The 20,312-nt window shown below is 60.9% G+C and carries 15 protein-coding genes and 2 tRNA genes; 8 read left to right on the top strand and 9 right to left on the bottom strand.

What is annotated here, in order from left to right; all coding sequences use genetic code 11:
• Window positions 1–10: 10 nt before the first annotated feature.
• Both AB5Z02_RS10580 and AB5Z02_RS10575 read right to left on the bottom strand, forming a co-directional pair.
• Window positions 11–87 (bottom strand) — tRNA-Met (locus AB5Z02_RS10580).
• Window positions 88–180: 93 nt separating this feature from the next.
• Window positions 181–257 (bottom strand) — tRNA-Met (locus tag AB5Z02_RS10575).
• A 196-nt stretch (window positions 258–453) separates the two neighbouring features.
• Here AB5Z02_RS10575 and glgX point away from each other — a divergent pair.
• Complete coding sequence (glgX, locus tag AB5Z02_RS10570) at window positions 454–2,517, top strand: glycogen debranching protein GlgX (protein WP_368215971.1); 2,064 nt, start codon at window positions 454–456, stop codon at window positions 2,515–2,517.
• Window positions 2,518–2,611: 94 nt separating this feature from the next.
• On the opposite strand, the gene AB5Z02_RS10565 is transcribed toward glgX, so the two are convergent.
• The 3 genes from AB5Z02_RS10565 to AB5Z02_RS10555 all read right to left on the bottom strand — a co-directional run bounded on the left by AB5Z02_RS10565 (window position 2,612) and on the right by AB5Z02_RS10555 (window position 6,308).
• Window positions 2,612–3,331 carry a hypothetical protein gene (locus AB5Z02_RS10565; RefSeq protein WP_368215970.1) on the bottom strand — a complete coding sequence of 240 codons (720 nt, stop codon included), beginning with the start codon at window positions 3,329–3,331 and terminating at the stop codon, window positions 2,612–2,614.
• Between the two features lie 198 nt (window positions 3,332–3,529).
• A complete protein-coding gene (locus AB5Z02_RS10560; protein WP_368215969.1) occupies window positions 3,530–5,167 on the bottom strand; it encodes an ATP-dependent endonuclease in 1,638 nt (545 codons plus the stop codon).
• Window positions 5,168–5,429: 262 nt separating this feature from the next.
• Window positions 5,430–6,308: a helix-turn-helix domain-containing protein gene (locus tag AB5Z02_RS10555; RefSeq protein ID WP_005352438.1), complete on the bottom strand. Its 879-nt coding sequence runs from the start codon at window positions 6,306–6,308 to the stop codon at window positions 5,430–5,432.
• A gap of 173 nt (window positions 6,309–6,481) precedes the next feature.
• On the opposite strand from AB5Z02_RS10555, the gene AB5Z02_RS10550 reads away from it, so the two are divergent.
• Both AB5Z02_RS10550 and AB5Z02_RS10545 read left to right on the top strand, forming a co-directional pair.
• Window positions 6,482–7,399 (top strand): DMT family transporter, encoded by a 918-nt coding sequence (locus AB5Z02_RS10550; protein ID WP_236380729.1) that lies wholly within the window; start codon window positions 6,482–6,484, stop codon window positions 7,397–7,399.
• A 69-nt stretch (window positions 7,400–7,468) separates the two neighbouring features.
• Window positions 7,469–8,335 (top strand): LysR family transcriptional regulator, encoded by an 867-nt coding sequence (locus AB5Z02_RS10545; protein ID WP_368215968.1) that lies wholly within the window; start codon window positions 7,469–7,471, stop codon window positions 8,333–8,335.
• Window positions 8,336–8,411: 76 nt separating this feature from the next.
• On the opposite strand, the gene AB5Z02_RS10540 is transcribed toward AB5Z02_RS10545, so the two are convergent.
• The 4 genes from AB5Z02_RS10540 to AB5Z02_RS10525 all read right to left on the bottom strand — a co-directional run bounded on the left by AB5Z02_RS10540 (window position 8,412) and on the right by AB5Z02_RS10525 (window position 13,331).
• The gene (locus AB5Z02_RS10540) at window positions 8,412–9,188 is read right to left on the bottom strand and encodes a TSUP family transporter (RefSeq protein ID WP_005333472.1); all 777 of its coding nucleotides are present in this window, start codon (window positions 9,186–9,188) and stop codon (window positions 8,412–8,414) included.
• A gap of 201 nt (window positions 9,189–9,389) precedes the next feature.
• Window positions 9,390–10,145 (bottom strand): tRNA-uridine aminocarboxypropyltransferase, encoded by a 756-nt coding sequence (locus tag AB5Z02_RS10535; protein WP_368215967.1) that lies wholly within the window; start codon window positions 10,143–10,145, stop codon window positions 9,390–9,392.
• A 174-nt stretch (window positions 10,146–10,319) separates the two neighbouring features.
• On the bottom strand, window positions 10,320–11,531 hold the full coding sequence (locus AB5Z02_RS10530) for an ROK family transcriptional regulator (protein WP_005333476.1): 1,212 nt from the start codon (window positions 11,529–11,531) through the stop codon (window positions 10,320–10,322).
• A gap of 132 nt (window positions 11,532–11,663) precedes the next feature.
• The gene (locus AB5Z02_RS10525; RefSeq protein ID WP_231720857.1) at window positions 11,664–13,331 is read right to left on the bottom strand and encodes a methyl-accepting chemotaxis protein; all 1,668 of its coding nucleotides are present in this window, start codon (window positions 13,329–13,331) and stop codon (window positions 11,664–11,666) included.
• A 123-nt stretch (window positions 13,332–13,454) separates the two neighbouring features.
• Here AB5Z02_RS10525 and AB5Z02_RS10520 point away from each other — a divergent pair, with 123 nt between their 5' ends.
• From AB5Z02_RS10520 to nrfA, 5 genes are all read left to right on the top strand, one after another.
• Window positions 13,455–13,910 (top strand): YchJ family protein, encoded by a 456-nt coding sequence (locus AB5Z02_RS10520; RefSeq protein ID WP_074045197.1) that lies wholly within the window; start codon window positions 13,455–13,457, stop codon window positions 13,908–13,910.
• 243 nt (window positions 13,911–14,153) lie between these two features.
• The gene (glpA, locus tag AB5Z02_RS10515; RefSeq protein WP_368215966.1) at window positions 14,154–15,827 is read left to right on the top strand and encodes an anaerobic glycerol-3-phosphate dehydrogenase subunit A; all 1,674 of its coding nucleotides are present in this window, start codon (window positions 14,154–14,156) and stop codon (window positions 15,825–15,827) included.
• Entirely contained in the window at window positions 15,817–17,082 is a 1,266-nt protein-coding gene (gene glpB / locus AB5Z02_RS10510) for a glycerol-3-phosphate dehydrogenase subunit GlpB (protein ID WP_368215965.1), read from the top strand. Before glpA ends, glpB begins: the two co-directional genes overlap by 11 nt.
• A 51-nt stretch (window positions 17,083–17,133) precedes the next feature.
• Window positions 17,134–18,336, top strand: coding sequence for an anaerobic glycerol-3-phosphate dehydrogenase subunit GlpC (gene glpC / locus AB5Z02_RS10505; protein ID WP_368215964.1), 1,203 nt, complete (start codon window positions 17,134–17,136; stop codon window positions 18,334–18,336).
• A gap of 517 nt (window positions 18,337–18,853) precedes the next feature.
• Complete coding sequence (gene nrfA / locus AB5Z02_RS10500; protein WP_368215963.1) at window positions 18,854–20,296, top strand: ammonia-forming nitrite reductase cytochrome c552 subunit; 1,443 nt, start codon at window positions 18,854–18,856, stop codon at window positions 20,294–20,296.
• The last annotated feature ends 16 nt before the right edge of the window (window positions 20,297–20,312 follow it).

The following is a 20,312-nucleotide window of genomic DNA, read 5'->3' as shown; positions in this document are numbered from 1 at the left end:
ACGAAAGAGTTGGTTGCGGGGGCCGGATTTGAACCGACGACCTTCGGGTTATGAGCCCGACGAGCTACCGAGCTGCTCCACCCCGCGTCCGAATTTTTCTCGAAGTGGCCGAGCAGTAGCCAGTTCGATTTCTCCTTTCCCACCAACCGGTTACACCGGCTTGACTGGTCGGATCTCAGATGGTTGCGGGGGCCAGATTTGAACTGACGACCTTCGGGTTATGAGCCCGACGAGCTACCGGGCTGCTCCACCCCGCGTCTGAGGTCGCCAATAATAGGCGCCAGCGCACAGATTGCAAGTAAATATCTCAAAAAATGTTTATTCGTAGATTAATCGGACAAATAGTGCGGTCATTAGCAGCATCATGCTGTTTTTTCAGGCAATCGAGTCCTTGCCAGGCATCCGGCACTACACTCAATAAGGTGAACACTCCTCATTTTGGGTAGGTAGAATATGCGCATCTCCGCCGGTCACTGCCGTCAGTTGGGGGCCACACCCGACAGTAACGGCGTCAACTTCGCGATCTGGGCACGCCTCGCCAGCCGGGTCGAACTGCTGCTCTTCGCAAGCGCAGACGATGCGACCCCCGAGGTGATACCCCTCTCCCCGCGCCTAAACCGCACCGCCTACTACTGGCATATCCATGTGGAGGGGATCTCGGTCGGGCAACGTTACGCCTATCGCATTCAGGGCCCGTGGCGCCCATATGGCGGCACCCGCTTCGATGCCGAGAAGGTGTTGCTCGACCCTTACGGCCGCAGCATCGAGCTTGGCGCCAATTACGATCGATGGGCGGCGGCCCGTCCAGGCTGCAATCTAGCTTGTTGCGCCAAGAACAAGGTGGTCGATACTCGCCACTACGACTGGGAAGGAGACAAACTGCCCGCTCACTCCCTCTCCCGCTCGGTGATCTACGAACTGCATCTGGGGGGCTTTACCAAGTCCCCGAGCTCCGGGGTCGATCCGGCGCTGCGTGGCACCTATCTCGGGCTGATTGAGAAGATCCCCTATCTGCAATCTCTCGGCGTCACCGCCGTCGAGCTGCTGCCGGTATTCCAGTTCGATCCTCAGGATGCGCCCAAAGGACTCTCCAACTACTGGGGTTACAGCCCCATGTCCTTCTTCGCCCCCCACGCCCAATACGCCTGCGGCGATGATCCGCTGACCGAATTTCGCGACATGGTCAAGGCGCTGCACAAGGCCAATATCGAGGTGATCCTGGACGTGGTTTACAACCACACCGCCGAAGGGGGTGATGATGGCCCCACCTTCTCGTTTCGCGGCATCGACAACGAGGCCTACTACATCCTCGACAACAACCAGAAGGACACCAACTATTCGGGCTGCGGCAACACCTTCAACGGCGCCCATCCGGTGGTGCTGCGGATGATCATGGACAGCCTCCACTTCTGGCGTCAGGAGATGCACGTCGATGGCTTTCGGTTTGATCTGGCTGCCATTCTGTCGCGGGATGAATCGGGTCAGCCGCAGGCCAATGCGCCTACCTTGCGCACCATAGATACCGACCCCAACATCGCCGACATCAAGCTGATTGCCGAAGCCTGGGACGCGGGGGGGCTCTATCAGGTGGGGTCACTGGCCGGCGCCCGCTGGCGTGAGTGGAACGGCCAGTTCCGGGATGATGTGCGCCGCTTCCTACGCGGGGATGACAACAGCGTCACCGCCTTTGTCGAGCGGCTCTGCGGCAGCCCCGACATCTACCACTATCACCACGCCGATCCCGAGAAGAGCATCAACTTCGTTACCTGCCACGACGGTTTTACCCTGTGGGACTGGGCCAGTTACAACAGCAAGCACAACGAGGCCAACGGGGAGGAGAACCGTGACGGCTGCGATCACAACTTCAGCTGGAACCACGGCCACGAAGGGGTGACGGAAGATCCTCAGATCAACGCCCTGCGGATGCGTCAGGCCAAAAACATGATGGTGGCGACCCTGCTCTCGGTGGGCTCCCCCATGCTGCTGATGGGGGATGAGCTGCTGCGCACCCAGCGGGGTAACAACAACGGCTACTGTCAAGACAATGCCACCTGCTGGATGAACTGGCTGCCCAATGCCCGCAGTCAGGAGATGTTCCGCTTTATGAAGGAGCTGATCCAATACCGCAAACACCTGTTCCAGCGCCCGGAGCAGGAGAGCATGCCGCTGTCGCTCACCGAGATCCTGCGCCACAGCGAGATCTGCTGGCACGGGGTCAACGCCGGGCAACCGGATTTCAGCCCCCACTCCCACGCCATCGCCATGTCGGCGCTGTCGAGCGAAACCAAGCTGGCGCTCTATGTGCTGTTCAACGCCTACTGGGAGCCCCTCACCTTCAACCTGCCGAGCCCCCCCAAGGGCGTCGGCGGCTACTGGCGGCGGATCCTCGATACCGCCCTCCCCTCGCCGCAAGATATCTGCACCTTCGGCATGCCGATGGAGGGACTGACCCGGGAGTATCTCGCCCAGCCGCGCAGCAGTTGCCTCTTTATCTGCGGGGCAGACGATTTCTATTGATCGATTGCTGTGAATTGATAGCAGCGATACCTGCAAGCCAGATATGCAAAAGCCCCGAGTGTTGGCTCGGGGCTTTCTCTTTTCAGCACCAGTGTCAGATCAGCTGGTGCAACACGCTGGTAGCGGCGATCTGGGCGATCAACAGGCCACACAGGGAGGTGGAGACCACCACTGGCGCTGTATCACGCTGCAAGTAGAGTGGGCTGAACCAGAGCAGCAGAGAGGCCACCAGCAGCGCTGCCTGGGTCACCACCGCCGGGATCAGGGCATCGAGATTGGCCTCACCCCCTTGCCAGCCCACCAGCACTGCCAGCCAGACAAGGCTGGCCATCGCCCCCACCAGACCGGCCAGCGGCAACAGGGTATTGAATGCCTTGAGACGATGACGGGCCCGCAGCAGCATCAGGTGGGCAAAGGCCGCCCCCAGCATCGCCATCTGCAGCAGACCGCTCACCCAGCCCTGCAGTTGCAGCAGCCCGAAACCATAGACAGCGAGCGGCAACGCAGGTAACCAGAGCAGTGTCGAGGGGACTGAGCGCTTGCCCTCCAGCCGTGACTGAGCCAACGACAAGCCAACCCCGAGCACCAGTGCGGCCCCACCACTCCAGATGAGCCAGCTGGCCGCCTTGGCCTCGACCGCCAACATCAGGGAGAGCGCAGTAATGACCCAGATGGAGAAGAGCTGCTGACTGATGCGCGAGCGCTGGCCAGGGCAGATATCACCGCGCCACAGCACGATACCGAGGGCGATCAGGGCGCCAAGCGCCATCAATCCGGTGAGGGGAAAGAGCCAAAAAGGGAGTTGGACGAACACGACGCCTCCAGCAGTAAAGATTCGAGGTGCGCCACCGGGGCGCCAGAGAGGGGTGAGTATACCCAAACCGGCGGCTATCCCCAATCGCGACAAACAATCGTGGGCAAACAATCCGGGGCAATTTGCTGCCAGCAGAGCCCACCTTGAGGGGCGCCCTGCAGGCAGTTATGCCCATAATAACGGGATACGGTGGTGGCGTTAGCCCTGACCGCGGGCCAGCGCCACCACCCGGGCAAACATCTGGCGGATCACCGGCGGAATATGCTCGGCGCCGAGCCGCTCCGCCTCTTCCACCACCGCCAGCGCCATTCCCGGCTTGCTGCGGTGATGGATCGCCTTGTTGATGATATGACTGGCGCTCCACATGGCGCGCCCGCCCACCCCGGCCTCGCGGCGAAACACAGCTTCAAAACCGTTGTGATAGAGGTAGTGCTCGATGTCGGCGGCAGGGAGCTGAGTCAAGCGGTCCCGCTCCCGCTCTCCCTTGAGCTGGCCCCGGGCCGAGGTGGCATACTTGAGCCCCGCCTCGTCCCCATCGGTCAGCAGGTGCCACTCGATGCCAAAATCCCGCGCCACCTTGATGAGCGGCGACTGGCCGCACTGGGCAAACTCGATGATCCGCACCCCTTCGGCCCGCAGACTGTAACCGCAGATCTGCGCAAGCTCGGAGAGCAGCCAGATCTCGGTCTCCCCCTCCACCAGCAGCCAGCAACGGGCAAACAGCGACATGGGGCGGTTGATCCGCACGTGGAAGGCGATCTTGCGCAGATCGTCGCTGCTGTAACGCTCGCCCCCCAGCTGGTGACAGAGGATATCCTGCTGACGGCGCACCAGCCGCCGCACCTGATTGAGTGGCAGGGAAGAGAGCAGATCTCCCGAGTTGGTGGTGAGCAGCTTCTGACCCGGCAGTTGTTCCAGCAGCCCCCACGCCAGCGCCAGCATGGTTGGGTGCAGCCGGCTCTCCGGATCCTCCAGGATCATGATGGGACGGGCCCCCTCCTCCAGCTCACGGTTGCCACGCGCCTGCAACAAGGTAGCCGCCATCCCCGCCATCGCCAGCTGCAGCGCGCGGTTATCGGCGCGGCGCAGCAGGGTATGCAGGTTGCCCGGATTGCGCAACGTCATGGGGCGATTGATGATATCGCGCTGACTGCGCGGCTTGTTCTTTATGGGGGCCAGGGCGTTGAAGTAGTGATCCATCAGCTGGCGCACCGCCTGCAACGCCTCTTTGAGCTCCGGCTCGCCGATCCGCTGGGGTTCGTCGATCAGCTTGTCCGCCAGCTCGCTCAGGCGATGCTCGGAGAGATCTCCCCACTGCAATGTCTCCACCCCGTTGCGAGCGGTACGGGCGTCCCGCAGCCGGAACACCGGGTTCATGGTGATGAGCATGCAGACCAGCTCGTGGGTATTGGCGATGGGCAGGCTCTTGCCTACCCCGTCGAGAAAGTCGTGAATGGTGAGCACAGAGCCATCCGCCTGCAGCTCGGCGCTGGCTCGATAGTGAATGCGGTGGAATTTGTCCTTGTGCAGCACCCAGGAGGGGCAAAGACGGGCCAGCCGACGGGAGTGCTGACACATCTGGGGTCTGTGCTCACTGAAGGTGAGCACCAGTTGCAAGTGGCGCGCCGGGGCCAATTCGGGATCTTCCGGTTGGTGAAAATCCTCGGCGGTGAACTGATAGGGCTCGGCATCCTGCCCCAGCAGACACCAGAGGGCGCGCAGCAGGCTCGATTTACCCCAGGTATTCTCACCGATCAGCACTGTGGTCTGATCCAGCCCGAGCGACAGGCGATTTATACCGCGAAAACTTTTGACTTCAATACGTTCCAGAAACATCCAGCCATGTCCACATCATTGTGATGGGGCAATAGTGGCAAAGTTACCGGAAAAATCCTATCGCAGGCGGGGCTTTTTCAACGTGAACTGTGAGGCACTGCAGGTTCGGGAGGGGTAACAACAGCGGTGCGATCTTGCGGGGCATTCCAGTGGCTGAACCAGAGATGACGGGTACGGATTTGACGTTTGCGATAATTCAATGGGCATTCCTTTCAATGGATAAGTGGTAGAGAGTACACCTCTTTTGCCCAAAGTCTCAGGGTTATCTGTGACGAGAAGATGACAATTGCGCCCGCCACTGCCCCGGCGTCAAACCAAACGCCTCGCGAAAACGATTGCCGAAATGGGCCTGGGAAGAAAAGCCACACTGACTGGCGATACTGGCCAGCGGCTCGGGGCCAGCCAACAGCTGCTTGGCCCGTTTGAGCCGCAGCCCAAGCAGATAGCGGTGGGGCGGGCAGCCGAGACTCTGACCGAACATGCGGGCAAAGTGATACTCGCTCAGCCCCGCCTGCTGGGCCAGCTCTGCCAGCGTGACCGAATCGGCCAGATGGGCCTGCAGATATTCCTGCACCCGCTTGATCACCACGGGCGCCAGCCCGCCGCGTAGAGGCGGCAGACCGGGAGCCTCCTCGGTGTGGTGGCGGTAGGCGTGGAGGATCAACATCCAGGCGCCGTGGGAGAGTGCTAGCCGATCGACCCCGTGCTGCCACTGAAGCTGCATCAACTGGCGCTGCACCAGCGAAGCCGCCTGCGGATCGTCGATAAAGGTCTTGTCCACCAGTTGCAGGTGGCGCCCCTCCTTGTCACACACCTCCTCGGCGATACGGGTGAGGTGAGCCGGGGTGAAGTAGAGATGAAAGAAGCGAAACTCTTCGCGCACCAGCCACTCGGATCTGTGGTGATCCGGCATGATGCACACCTTGCCGGTGCCGCCGTGGCCACCCGGCCCATCGAGTCGCTCGGTCTGCTCGCCTCCTTGCAGATAGACGCTCAGGGTGTGGTGGCCCGGCTTGTGATAGCGGGTCTGGTCATAGCAGTTGCGCCAACTAGCGACGCCAAGCCCGGGTTCTAGCCAGCAGGCGTCCTCCAGCCGGGCGCCGGTGCTGACCAGTGCATCAAATACCCCTGCTGTTTTCATTCGCCCCTGCCGCCTGTTCCGGTTATGTGTACGGGTTATCCCGCTGCCATCCATCTTACCGACCGCGCCCGCAGATGACAGCGCGTGACGATGAAAAACCGCAAGATGGTGCAATCCAGCCATCAGGGCTCGCCCCATAGTGGGTCATCTCTCCCTGACTCACCGGAACTGTGATGAATCTGATGCTCTATCTTGCCACCGTGCTTATCTGGGGCAGCACCTGGATTGCCATCGCCTGGCAACTTGGCCCCATCCCCATCGAGGTGTCGGTGCTCTATCGCTTCCTGCTGGCAGCGGTTGCGCTGTTTGCCCTGCTCACCGCCAGCGGCCGCTTTCCGCGCCTGCCGTGGCATGGCCAGCGCTATGCGGCGCTGCTCGGTGCCCTGCTCTTTTCCACCAACTTTCTCTGCTTCTACCACGCCACACGCTATATCCCGAGCGGCATGTCGGCGGTGATCTTCGCCAGTGCCAGCATCTTCAACGGCCTCAACCTCTGGCTGTTCGAGAACAAGCGCCCCACCCTGCGCTGGTTGCAAGGCTCCTTGCTGGGGCTCTTTGGCACCCTGTTACTGTTCTGGCCGGTGCTGGCAGATGCGCAATTGGGTGCAAACGGCTGGAAGGGGCTGCTGCTCGCCTGCGGCGGCACCCTCTGCTTTTCGCTGGGCAATCTGGTCTCGGCACGAGGCCAACGCCACGGCTACCACGTACTGCAACTGGTGCCCTGGGGCATGGTTTACGGCGTGGTGCTGTTGCTGGGCTGGGTCATATTGCTCAGGCAGCAACTGGTGGTGCCGACCGATGGCCACTATCTGGCGGCCATGGTCTACCTCGCCCTGTTTGGCTCGGTGATCGCTTTTACCGCCTATCTGACGCTGGTGGGGCGCATCGGTGCCAGCAAGGCCTCCTACGCCACCGTGCTCTTTCCGCTGGTGGCGCTTACCCTCTCCACCTTTTACGAAGGTTTTGTCTGGCAGCCGGTCTCGGTGGCCGGAGTGGTGATCAGCCTCATCGGCAATCTGGTGATCTTCGCGCCGCCCTTGAGCGAATGGCGCATTCGACCGGCCAAGGCAGCAAACGACCCTTGCTCCTGAGCCAGTCAGCCCCTAAGGTAGCGCTGATCAATCTGTGACGATCCTGATGGCGATAAACAAGGGGGCGAGATGTTACTGGAAGGGCTGGAGACGCTGAGCCTGCTGGCAAGTGAAGGAACCATGGCCAAGGTGGCCAGTCGCCTCTATATCAGCCAGTCGGCGGTGAGCAAGCGGATTGCCCAGCTGGAGCAACGCCTTGGCAAGAAGCTGATCGAGCCGGAGGGGCGCCAGATCCGCCTCACCCCGCAGGCAAAGGAGCTGCTTGAGCGAGTGGCCCCGAGTCTGGCAGAGATGAAAGGAGTGCTGGCCGATAGCCAGGATCTGGCGGATCAGAGTCCCCTCCCCATCGCCTGCTCCGAAACCCTGCTGGCCGGTTATCTCGCCCACTTTATGCGCGACTATCTGGAGCGCGATCCCCACCTTGCCCTCTCCACCCACCACACGCCGGTCATTCTGGCGCGGGTGCGCAGCGGTGATGCCCTGCTCGGCATCTGCGCCGGTCGGCTCCCGCCCGGCCATGGCCTCGGCGCCGACCTGCTGCTTGAGGAGCCCTTCTATCTGGTGGGCGAGGCGCAGCCGAGCCTGCCACCAGCCAACACAGAAAGCAGGCGCAAGATCCTCACCATGGATCTGGAGAACCCCTCCAACCGCTACCTGCGCGAACCGCTGGCTGATTTGGGGCTGGAGCCCGCCATGGAGCTCGACTCCTATCTGGCGCTCATCGAACTCGCCAAGGCAGGCATTGGGCCTGTACTGCTCCCCGCTGGCCTGCTGGGGCTGGTGGGAGAACAGGGGGAGACTGCCCGCCCACTGCCCGGACTGGGCCGCCCCCTGCATCTGGTCTACCGACCAAACAGCCTAAAGCGCGAGCGGATCGCCAGGCTGGTGAGCGCCCTGCACCAACACTTTCGCCACCGCAGCGTCACGCCGAGCTAACTGCTCAACCCAGCAGATGTGACAACGGGGCCCGAGGGCCCCGTTAACAATTGCGATGCGGCAAGCAAGGCACACATCAGATCCAGGCAAACAGCTCGGGATACTGGCTCCACACCAGCTTGGCAGACATCAGCAAGGAGACGGTCACCAGCAGCGGCTTGATCAGCTTCACCCCTTTTTTCAGCACCATTTTGGAGCCAAAACGAGCGCCGATAAACTGCCCCAACGCCATGCAAAAACCGACACTCCACACCACCTTGCCACCAAGCGCAAAGAACAGCAGAGAGGCAATATTCGAGGTGAAGTTGAGCAGCTTGGTATGGGCGGTGGCGCGCGCCATGCCAAAGCCTGCCAGCGCCACGAAACCGATGGCAAAAAACGAACCTGTGCCCGGCCCGAAAAACCCGTCATAAAAGCCGACCCCGCCCCCCACCAACAGCGCAAACAGCATGGGAGTCAGACGGCGGGAGCTCTCGGCATCGCTTACCCGCGGCGAGAAGTAGAAGTAGCAGGCAAAGGCCATCAGCAGGAAAGGGAGCAGGCGCTCGAGAATGGCAGCGTCTATGGTCTGCACCGCCAGCGTGCCGATGGCAGCACCAATAAAGGTGCAGATCACCGCAGGCCAGATCATGGCCCACTCCAACAACCCCTTGCGAGCATAGAACCAAGTGGCAGAGAAGGAGCCAAAACTGCTCTGCAGCTTGTTGGTGCCGAGCACCAGCGCGGGCGGCATGCCGGTGGCCAGCAGAGCAGGCACCGTCAACAGGCCGCCGCCACCGGCGATGGCATCGATAAAGCCGGCGACAAGCGCTACACCGAACAGGGCAAACAGGGTAACCAGTTCCAATTCCATCCATAGACCTCACGAGAGTGGGTTGCCCGAAGGGTCGAGCAACCGGATATAACCAAAACGACGTTGTGCGGGGGGGCACAGGCTGTCCGCTATCCTAGCGAGCCACTGACCATGAATCTAACGAAACAGTGGCAGCCAATTGATTCCTGATTTTCATTAATTTGAGCGGCCATGCCCCTGGCCCCCCCCTCAGAAGGCCAGTTAGCAAGCCGTTGAAGCGACGTTCGCTTCCTTGATGGCCGCCAGTGCCTCACAGAGATGCTCCTCATCGGCACCGGGGAAACGGCTGACCCGCCCGGCCATATAGCGGCTGCTGAACAGATTGAACCAGTGCTGCAGTGCCTGCCCCGCCTTGAGCTCTCCCGCTACTTCCAGCACGCAGGCCGCCACTTCGGCGGTGCAGAGGTGCTCCTCGCAGTTGGCGACCCGCATGCCGTAGGTGGAGAGCGTATCGGGTTTGATGGCGAGCACAGGAAAACCGTCCAGATAGGGGCTCTTGTTGAACATCTTGCGCGCCTCCGGCCAGGTGCCGTCGAGCAGGATAAAGAGCGGTTTTTTCCCCGGTGCCAGCGTCACCTCACCGGTCAGGCGGGCAGGCTCCTTCTCGCAAGCGGGAAAGACCACATAGGGCTGCCAGGCGGGATCGGCCAGCAAGGCCAGTAACTCGGGATGGGGCTGGGTGCGCGACCAGAGAAAGGCCCAGGTGGAATCCGGCAACACATCGGCGATGAGGCGACCGGTGTTGGAGGGCTTCATCGGCTCGCTGTCATACATCAGCAGGCAGAAACCGGCCTCCGCTTTGAGCTCGGGGCGCCACTCACAGGCACACCAATCCTCGCGCAGCTGACAGGCCGGACAGCGGGCCAGGGTGCCGCCACGGGCAAGAAACGGTCGGGTAGAGATACTCTTGCGCCAAGCCCGCAGGCGGTTGACGGCGTGATCAGGAACAGGCTTCATCTAGGTTCACAACTGGAGTCAAAACAGGAACGGCAGCGGAGCCAACATGTCATGGCGCCATAGGGCGCGATAACAGGGGGTCTGCCGCAAAAGCGCAAGATTGTAACGAGTTACGCGCTGGCGGAACAGCAATCCCAGCCCCTTTCGCCAGATGCAGAGCCAACTCCTCTTGCCTTACGACTCCTGACAGCTGCGCAGCAGCTCCAGCAACAGGCTGCCATCGCGCAGTGCCTTGTGCACCTGCACCGAGGTGGGCTTGGTGGGATCTTCGTAGAAGTGAGTGGATTCAATCTGCAGCCGCACCAGATATTCGGCGGGCAACTGGCTGGCCAGCGACTGGTGCAACATGGGGAACAGCAGCCGATCGGCACGGGTGATTTCCCCCCCCAGCAGCAGCTTGCCCGGATTGAGCAGGCAGATGAGGTTGGAGAGCACCTTGGAGAGGCGACCCGCCGCCTGATGGAGAATATCCTGACAGAGGCTGTTGCCTGCCAGCGCCAGCTCGCACAGCTCGCGGATGGTGACGCTCTCGGGCAAGTCGTGCTCCTGCATCCGCTCGCGCAGATCCCGGTATTGCGCCTCCAGCGCCTGATTGGTCACTAGCGTGCAGGCACAGCCAAAACCGCCGCAGTAGCAGCGCTGGCCATAGGGTTCGAGCTGCAGGTGGCTGAGATCCCCGAGCAGCGCATTCTCGCTCTCGATGAGTTGACCATTGACCACCATGCCGACCCCGATGTCGTTGTGGACAAACACCAGCACCGCATCGGCACAATTTTTGGCGGCCCCCCACTCCCGCTCGGCCTGGATCCAGGTGCGCACGTCACCGCTCACCAGCACAGGTACCGAGAACGCCTGTTGCAGAGTTGGGCCAAGGGGCCAGTTGCGCAGATCGTAGAAGGGGAAGTGCTTGACCATGCCGGAGTGGCGCTCTACCTGACCCGGCAGACAGAGGGCGATACAGGCCAGACTGAGGGACTTTCTCGGCAAAAACACCTTGATGGCATGCACCAGACTGCCCAGCAGATCGGCGCGCTCCTCCTCGGTAAAGAGGTGGCGCTGGCGGGCCAGCGAGCGGCCGGAGAAGTCAAACAGCGCCATATCCACGTAGCCACGGCCAAGACGCATGGAGAGAAACTGGAAGCGGCGCTCGTTAATGCGCAGCAAGGTCTGACGACGGCCGCGCCCCACCGAACTTTCACCACAGGTGACCACCAGACCCCCATCGAGCAGTTCCCTGGTGATCTTGGTGATACTGGCTGGCGAGAGGCCGGTCAGGCGGGAGAGATCGGTGCGCGACAGCTCCTTGTGCTCTTCCAGGCTGGCATAGACCAGGCCGTAGTTGAGCTGCCGGATCAAATCGATACTACCTTTCACGATCTCATTCATAGGGTATGGGACAAAGGCTGAAAAAAAGAGGCTGGCAATTTTCACACATTATTGGTCAATCCCCAAATAAAGTGCGGCCTGAACCGGGGGTCAGGCCGCATCTTGTGGTTGCCGTCACGGACCATTGCAAGATCAATAACGGAATTGCGAGACCAGTTTGCGCAATTTGTCACCGGTACTGGCCAGATCGCGAGTGGTGCTGTTGGATTCCACCGCCGCGCTGGTCAGCTCGCTGACAATCTGCTGAATGGCCACCAGGTTCTTGTTGATCTCCTCGGAGACCGCGTGCTGCTCCTCGGCGGCGGTGGCGATCTGGATGTTCATGTCGTTGATGGTACTGACCGCCATCACCATGCTGTCGAGGGAGCTGGCTATATGGCTCGCCTCCTGCACCGTCTCCTGGCTGCGATCCTCGCTCGCCTGCATCACCTCCACCGCCTGCTTCACCCCGCCCTGCAGACGTTGCAGCATCTCGTTGATCTCCTTGGTGCTCTGTTGGGTACGACCGGCCAGCGAACGCACTTCGTCCGCTACCACCGCAAAGCCGCGTCCCTGCTCACCGGCACGGGCCGCCTCAATGGCGGCGTTCAGCGCCAGCAGGTTGGTCTGCTCGGCAATGCCGCGAATGACCTCCACCACCGAGCCGATCTTGGCGGTCTCTTGCGCCAGCTGTTCGATAACGCCGGAGGCGGTATGCACCTCCCCCACCAGCCGGTTGATACTGTTGATGGCCCCGCTCACCACCCCCCGGGCGGCGTCCGATTCACGGGCCGCATCGCTGGTTGCTGTCGCGGCATTGGAGGCACTGGCCGCCACCTCCTGCGCGGTGGAGCTCATTTCTGTCACCGCTGTGACCACCTGATCGGTCTCGCGACTGTGACCCTGCATCTGATGGTCATAGTGCTCGCTCAGATGGTGCAACTTGTCGACGGCGCTGAAGAGGTGGTTGCTGGTCTCACCCACCTGACTCACCACCGACTGGATCCGCTCGACAAAGCGGTTGAAGGCGCTGGCCAGCTGGCCAATCTCGTCCTGACTCTGCACCTTGAGACGCTGGGTCAGATCCCCGTCGCCGTTGGCGATATCGTTCAATGCCAGCACCGCATCCGCCAGCGGCTTGGTGACCCGATTGCCCACCACGACGGTCGCCGCCAGGGTGATACCCAGGATCAGCAGGATCACCAGCACACTGCTCTGCAACGAGGCATGCATGTTGTTCTCGCGCTCTGCCCGCAAGGCCGCCAGCTCGTTATCGATATCATCGATATAAAAACCGGTACCAATGGCCCACTGGTATTTGTCCAGCACCAGAGTAAAGGCCAGTTTGGGAGCATCGCGACCGATGGAGGGCTTGGCCGTCCAGTATTCGGTAAAACCATCCCCCTGACGGGCCGACTTGAGGATCTCCTGGATCAGCAACTTGCCCTTGGCATCCTTGTCGTTCCAGCGGTTTTTCCCCTCCAGCTCGGTACGCACCGGCAGCAGTATGGTGTTGCCCTCGAAGTCATAGACAAAGAAGTAGCCATCACTGCTGTAACGCAGCGGCCTGAGCAACTCTTTGACCTTTTGACGATTTTCCGGAGAATCCGGCAGCGCATAAACGGCATCGACGGCGGTTTTGGCCATCATGATGTAACTGCTGAGCAGCGCTTTACGCTCCTTGATGGCATTTTCCCTCGCCACCACCAGATCAGACTCCAGATCGCGCTTGGAGACCATGTAGTTACTGAGATTGACCACCAGGGCCATCAACAGTACGGGGACTGCACCCAGTAACAGGATTTTCTGCTTTAGCGTCATCTTTCACATCCTTGCAGCTGTTTTTATTGGAATTCCTTGCTTACTCATCAGTATAGGTGCTGGTAGGGCGAGCCCAGCTTTCGTTACAATTCCCTTAAACAAATCGGCCAGAACGTGAAAATCATGAATCTTTGTCCTTGCGGCTCAACCCTTTCTCTCGAATTGTGCTGTGGCTCACGTCACAGTGGCGCAGTGGCTGACACCCCGGAGCAGCTGATGCGCTCGCGCTACAGCGCTTTTGTGCTCGGTCTGGGAGAGTATCTGGTCCATAGCTGGCACCCGGCCCACCTTGGCGGTCTCACCGCCGAAGAGCTTTCACGCATCGACACCCGCTGGGATGGTCTCGAGATCATCGCCAGCCAGGGCGGCCCGGAGGATGAAACCGGAATGGTGGAGTTTAAAGCCTGGTTTCTGGAGGGGGATGAGCGTCACTGCCTCCATGAGCGTTCCCGCTTCGTGCGTTATCAGGGGCGCTGGGTCTACACCGAGGGAGAGCAGGATCCGGCTCCCCTCAAAACCGGCCGCAACGATCCCTGCCCCTGTGGCAGCGGCAAAAAGCACAAGAAGTGCTGCGGCTGACGCATCACACACCCTCCAGACTCGTCAAACAGTGACAAGGGGCATCCGATGCCCCCTTTTTTGTGTCTGCCATTCGCCACCAGCCCATCAACAGATGCGATAACAAGCGTGACAAATGTCACATAATGCTCATTAACGCGCGAGCAAATGAGCGTTTGCGAGCACAAATTTGGCCCATATCAAACATTTTCACTCAGAAGTAGGCCACACTGGCCTCATCTGGAAGAGATGAGACGGGCAACAATGAAAAGAATAACTACACAAGTCGTCATCATAGGCGGCGGTGCCACAGGGGCCGGCATCATGCGCGATTGCGCACTGCGCGGCATCGACTGCATCCTGCTTGAGCGCGATGATATCGCCGCCGGCACCACCGGCCGCAACCACGGCCTGCTCCACTCCGGTGCCCGCTACGCGGTGACAGATCAGGAGTCCGCCCGCGAATGCATCCAGGAAAACCGCATCCTCAAGCGGATTGCCAGCCACTGTGTCGAAGACACGGGCGGCCTCTTCCTCACCCTGCCGGAAGATGACATCAATTTCCAAACCACCTTTATGGATGCCTGCGCCCTGGCCGGTATCGAAACTCGCCAGCTCGATCCCCGCGAAGCGCTGCTGCTCGAGCCCAACGCCAACCCGGCGATGATCGGCGCCATCCATGTACCGGACGGTACGGTCGACCCGTTCCGCCTCGCCGCCGCCAACGTGCTGGACGCCAAAGAGCACGGCGCGCGCATCTTTACCCACTGCAAGGTGCTGGGGCTGCTCCGCACGCAGGATCGGGTGCACGGGGTCAAGGCGATCAATACCCGCACCGGCGAAGCGTTCGAGGTGGAGTGTCAGGAGGTGATCAACGCCGCCGGCATCTGGGGCCAGCAAATTTGCGAATACGCCGATCTCGGCATCCGCATGTTCCCGGCCAAGGGCTCCCTGCTCATCATGGATTACCGTATCAACCAGCTGGTGCTCAACCGCGCCCGCAAACCGGCGGATGCGGACATTCTGGTGCCAGGCGATACCATCTCCCTCATCGGCACCACCTCGAGTCGCATCGATTACAACAAGATTGACCAGCTCACCGTCGAACCGGAAGAGGTCGAAGTGTTGCTGCGCGAGGGGATCAAGCTCGCCCCCATCATGGCCCGCACCCGTCTGCTGCGCGCCTACGCCGGGGTACGCCCGCTGGTGGCGGTGGACGGTGACGACACCGGCCGCAATATCAGCCGCGGTATCGTGCTGCTGGATCACGCCGAACGCGATGGCCTCAAGGGGTTCAACACCATCACCGGCGGCAAGCTGATGACCTACCGCCTGATGGCGGAGTGGGCCACCGATCTGCTGGCCAAGAAACTCGGCAACAGCAAGCCCTGCCAGACCGCCGAACTGAGCCTGCCCGGCTCGCGGGATCCGGAAAAGGTCTCCGCTCCCGGTCTCTCGGTGCCGGTCGAAGGCTCCGCCCAGTACCGCCACGGCGAGCGGGTCATCGCCTTCTTCCGTGACAATCCCAAAGCCAACGCCCTTATCTGCGAGTGCGAAATGGTCACCGCAGGCGAAATCGAATACGCCCTGCGCGAGCTGGATGTGGACAACCTCATCGACCTGCGCCGCCGCACCCGTCTGGGGATGGGGCCCTGTCAGGGCGAGTTGTGCGCCTACCGCGCCGCCGGTCTGATGCAGGAGTATGGCAAGGCTGACGGCCGTCAGGCCTGCGTCATGCTGCGCCAGTTCCTGGAGGAGCGTTACAAGGGAACCCGCCCCGTACTGTGGGGCGATGCCCTGCGCGAGGCCGAGTTTACCTACTGGATCTACGAAGGGCTGTTTGGCCTGGGGGAATGGACGGCGCCGCAGCTGGTTGCCGATACCCCATGCGGCCCAACCAGCGAGACCACTCACAAGGAGAGCCGTCATGAAGTTTGACAATATCGTTATCGGCGGTGGCATGGCGGGACTCTCGGCTGCCCTGCGGCTGGTAGAGGCAGGCCAGAAGACCCTGCTGATGGCCTCCGGCCAGAGTGCCCTGCACTTCTCCTCCGGCTCGGTCGATCTGCTCGAAAGCGAGGGGGATCCCCGCGCCGCCCTGCCTGCCTTTATGGCAGCCCATCCGGATCACCCCTACAGCAAGGTGGGGATGCAAAATATCGAAGCGAGCCTGGCCGATCTGCAGCGCCACTGCGCCGAGCAGGGATTGCCGCTGGTTCGCCACGACACCAATCACCAGCGTCTGACTCCCATCGGTACCCTCAAGCGCACCTGGCTCTCCCCCGATACCTGTGCCTGCGTGACCGATGCGCCGATCCCGGACGTGCTGCTGCTGGCCACCCTCGAAGGCTTTCGCGACTTTCATCCGGCACTGGCGGCCGCCAATCTGGCGACCCATCCGCGCTTTTCCCACTGCCGTATTCTGACCGGCGAAATCCGTCTGCCCCAACTGGCCGAATTCAGCCGCAACCCCCACGAGTTTCGCTCAGCCGATATCGCGCGCCTGTGTGACAAGCATCATCTGGTAGCGGACCTGGCCCGCGAGATCAGCCGCATGGTGCAGGAGAGCGGCGTACCCGGCTGCCGCCATATCGTGCTGCCCGCCTGCCTGTCGTTGGGGCTGGTAGGCCCGCGTCTGGCGGAGCTGGAACAGCGTACCGGCTGCACCATCAAGGAGGTGGCCACCATGCCGCCGTCTCTGATCGGAATGAGAATGCAGGAGGCGCTCAAGCGCCGCTTTATGGCCCTTGGCGGCACCTTCCTCACCAGCGAGCGGGTGCTGGGTGCCCGCTACGAAGGTGACCGGGTAGTCGGCGTACATACCCAGAATGGCGATGATCAGCTGTTTGAAGCGGACAACTTTGTGCTCGCCTCCGGCAGCTTCTTCAGCCGCGGGCTGGAGTCCCGTCTGCGTGGCATTCGCGAGCCCATCTTCGATGCCGATGTACTGAGTCTGGAGGAGCGGGACGCCTGGGCCGGTCGTCGGCTGTTTGACCACCACCCTTTCATGGGATTCGGGGTCAAGACCGACGACAAGCTCAGAGTGCTGCGCGGTGGCAAGCCGCTCGCCAACCTCTACGGCGCTGGCAGCGTGCTGGCGCACTATGACCCCATCAAGGAGGGGTCTGGTTCTGGTGTCGCGGTTGCTACCGGCTGGCAGGCTGCCGGCCATATTCTGGGCGCGGCCCAATGATTACTACGTCCCATATCCCGTGTCTTCATCATCGCCGGGAGGAGAACTGACATGCTACTGGATCATGCCAACCAAACTTTCGATCAGTGCATCAAATGCACTGTCTGTACCGCCTACTGCCCGGTGGCCAAGGCCAACCCCGCCTACCCCGGCCCGAAACAGGCGGGCCCGGATGGCGAGCGGCTGCGCATCAAGAGCCCCGAGCTGTTCGATAGCGCCCTCAAGCACTGCACCAACTGCAAACGCTGCGAAGTAGCCTGCCCGAGCGGAGTGCGCATCGGCGACATCATCGCCAAGGCCAAGCATCAGTACAGCGGTTTCAAACCGGGGATCCGCGAGTTCGTGCTCTCCCACACCGATCTGATGGGCAGCATGTCTACCCTGATGGCGCCGGTGGTCAACTTCACCACCGGCCTCAAGCCGATGAAGCTGGTGCTGGACAAGGCGCTGGGGGTCTCATCCCACCGCGATCTGCCCAAATACTCCCAAGGCACCTTCCGCGGCTGGTACAAAAAGCAGAAAGAGACTCAGGCCAGCTTTGCGCGGCAGATCGCCTACTTCCACGGCTGCTATGTCAACTACAACCACCCGCAGCTTGGCAAGGAGCTGGTACAGGTGCTCAACGCCATGAACATCGGTGTGCAGTTGCTTGAGCGGGAGAAGTGCTGCGGCGTGCCGCTGATTGCCAACGGCTTCATGGACAAGGCCAAGCAACAGGCGGCCTTCAACATCAAGCAGATGGAAAACTCCCTGCTGGGCAACGAGATGCCGCTGCTGGCTACCTCCTCCACCTGCGGCTTTACCCTGCGCGATGAATATCCCCACCTGCTGGAGCAGGACAACCACAAGGTGCGGGATCGCATCTCGCTGGTGACCCGCTTCCTGTGGAACGAGTTCTACAAGGGCAACAAACCGGCGATGAAGCCGCTCAATCTGCACATCGCCTACCACACCCCCTGCCACATGGAAAAAATGGGGGGCGTCATCTACACCCTCGAATTGCTGCGCGCCATTCCCGGGGTCAAGGTGACGGTGCTGGAGTCCCAGTGCTGCGGCATCGCCGGCACCTACGGCTTCAAGTCCGAAAACTACCAGACCAGCCAGACCATCGGCGAGGGGCTGTTTGATCAAATCAACCGCCTCTCCCCCGACCTGGTGATCACCGACTGCGAAACCTGCAAATGGCAAATCGAGATGAGTACCAGCTTCCGCTGTGAACATCCGATCCACCTGCTGACCCAGGCGCTGGCCTGAATCCCCCGGCCCTTGCGGCCGCATAAAAACAATCCACGCAGAGATAAACAAAGAGCCGGCAATTGCCGGCTCTTTCATTTCCAAGGTTCCATGGCGCTAGTCGACAAAGGGCGCGACATCGAATAAATATTCAAATTATGAAATATACCAATAAATAGACAAATAACATGTCATATTTTTCACCAACCCTTGCCACATCAAGCGTAGCAATCAATGTCACCTGTCGAAAATGAATAAATCTTGATAGTGCAGCTCAATCAGTTGAGTCAACGCATAATTTAACCAAGGTCTCATTTCCGCACTTTACCTCCCTAGCTAATTGATCTGGCGCAAATCAGCGCCTGATAAATCATTATTCATTTTACCCATTTGGTAATATCCACTTCGAGCAATTGCATAATTTCGTGATTTTTATTCACCAATAACAATGAATCGGCCTGTCTGCTCCCGCACTCTCGGGAGTCTATGTCCACCGCAAGGATGGCGCGGGCCTGGCAATGAGATTGATTCGGGAGTGATGATCGTGAGTTCACACAACAGACAGACCAAACTGGGCCTCGCCGCCCTGCTGCTGACTACCAGCCTTGGCACCAGCGGCTGGGCACTGGCTGATGACGCAACCACCAATGGCAAGATAGAGGCGCGCAGCGAGCTGTTCGCCAAGGATCACGCCGATCAGTTCACCAGCTGGCAAGCCACCAGCGAAAGCAAGGAGCGCACCGACGCGCTGGCGGAAGATCCCAACATGGTGGTGCTGTGGGGCGGTTACCCCTTTTCCAAGGATTACAACAAGCCGCGGGGCCACTTCTATGCGCTGACCGATGTGCGCGAAACCCTGCGTACCGGCGCCCCGAAAACAGCCGAAGATGGCCCCCTGCCCATGGCCTGCTGGAGCTGTAAAGGCCCGGACGTGGCCCGCGTCATCGACGAGAAGGGTGAAGATGGCTACTTCAAGGGGATGTGGGCCAAGGGTGGGCCGGAAGTAGTCAACACCATCGGCTGCGCCGACTGCCACGACACCGCCTCGAAGGAGTTCAAGGAGGGTAAACCTGCCCTGCACCTCTCCCGTCCCTATGCCGATCGGGCCATGACCGCCATCGGCAAGCCGTTCAAGGATCAGGGACGCTTTGATCAGCAGTCCCAGGTGTGCGGCCAGTGCCACGTGGAATACTACTTCAGCGGCCCCACCAAGGCGGTCAAATTCCCCTGGGACAAGGGCACCACGGTTGAGCAGATGGAGGCCTATTACGATGAAATCGGTTTTGCCGACTGGACTCATGCCCTCTCCAAAACCCCCATGCTGAAAGCCCAGCACCCCGAGTACGAAACCTGGCGCGCCGGCATTCACGGCCAGAACAACGTCGCCTGTGTCGATTGTCACATGCCCAAGGTGCAGAACGAGCAAGGCAAGGTCTACACCGATCACAAGGTGGGGAACCCCTTCGATCGTTTCGAGCAGACCTGCCGCAACTGCCACACCCAGAGCAAGGAGATGCTGCAAGGGATCGTCAAGCAGCGCAAAGAGGCGGTGATCGAAACCAAGCTGAAGGTCGAGAAGCAGCTGGTACACGCCCACTTTGAAGCCAAGGCGGCCTGGGATGCCGGCGCCACCGAGGCAGAGATGAAGGATATTCTGCAGGACATCCGTCACGCCCAGTGGCGCTGGGACTACGCCATCGCCTCCCACGGGGTGCAGATGCACGCCCCCGAAGTGGCCCTCAAGGTACTTGGCAGCGCGCTGGATAAAGCCGCTGACGCCCGCACCAAGCTGGCGCGCCTGTTGGCCAGCAAGGGGATCAGCCACGAAATCGCCATCCCCGACATCTCCACCAAGGAGAAAGCGCAAGCCGCCCTTGGCATGGATATGAAGCAGTTCAACAGCGACAAGGCCCAGTTCCTCAAGACCACGGTCCCCGCTTGGGATGCCGAGGCTAAAGCGGCCGGACGGCTGGCACAGTAACGGCGCCTGCGGGCCC

This window comes from Aeromonas sp. R2-3, from assembly GCF_040908375.1.
GTDB classification, from domain to species: domain Bacteria; phylum Pseudomonadota; class Gammaproteobacteria; order Enterobacterales; family Aeromonadaceae; genus Aeromonas; species Aeromonas veronii.
Note: the sequence above shows the minus strand (reverse complement) of the source record. Positions and strands in the feature narration are given on the sequence as shown.

Coding starts and splice junctions, on each gene's coding strand:
- glgX (WP_368215971.1), top strand. CDS start 454: ATGCGCATCTCCGCCGGTCACTGCCGTCAGTTGGGGGCCACACCCGAC.
- AB5Z02_RS10560 (WP_368215969.1), bottom strand. CDS start 5,167: ATGTTTCTGGAACGTATTGAAGTCAAAAGTTTTCGCGGTATAAATCGC.
- AB5Z02_RS10555 (WP_005352438.1), bottom strand. CDS start 6,308: ATGAAAACAGCAGGGGTATTTGATGCACTGGTCAGCACCGGCGCCCGG.
- AB5Z02_RS10550 (WP_236380729.1), top strand. CDS start 6,482: ATGAATCTGATGCTCTATCTTGCCACCGTGCTTATCTGGGGCAGCACC.
- AB5Z02_RS10545 (WP_368215968.1), top strand. CDS start 7,469: ATGTTACTGGAAGGGCTGGAGACGCTGAGCCTGCTGGCAAGTGAAGGA.
- AB5Z02_RS10540 (WP_005333472.1), bottom strand. CDS start 9,188: ATGGAATTGGAACTGGTTACCCTGTTTGCCCTGTTCGGTGTAGCGCTT.
- AB5Z02_RS10535 (WP_368215967.1), bottom strand. CDS start 10,145: ATGAAGCCTGTTCCTGATCACGCCGTCAACCGCCTGCGGGCTTGGCGC.
- AB5Z02_RS10530 (WP_005333476.1), bottom strand. CDS start 11,531: ATGAATGAGATCGTGAAAGGTAGTATCGATTTGATCCGGCAGCTCAAC.
- AB5Z02_RS10525 (WP_231720857.1), bottom strand. CDS start 13,331: ATGACGCTAAAGCAGAAAATCCTGTTACTGGGTGCAGTCCCCGTACTG.
- AB5Z02_RS10520 (WP_074045197.1), top strand. CDS start 13,455: ATGAATCTTTGTCCTTGCGGCTCAACCCTTTCTCTCGAATTGTGCTGT.
- glpA (WP_368215966.1), top strand. CDS start 14,154: ATGAAAAGAATAACTACACAAGTCGTCATCATAGGCGGCGGTGCCACA.
- glpB (WP_368215965.1), top strand. CDS start 15,817: ATGAAGTTTGACAATATCGTTATCGGCGGTGGCATGGCGGGACTCTCG.
- glpC (WP_368215964.1), top strand. CDS start 17,134: ATGCTACTGGATCATGCCAACCAAACTTTCGATCAGTGCATCAAATGC.
- nrfA (WP_368215963.1), top strand. CDS start 18,854: ATGATCGTGAGTTCACACAACAGACAGACCAAACTGGGCCTCGCCGCC.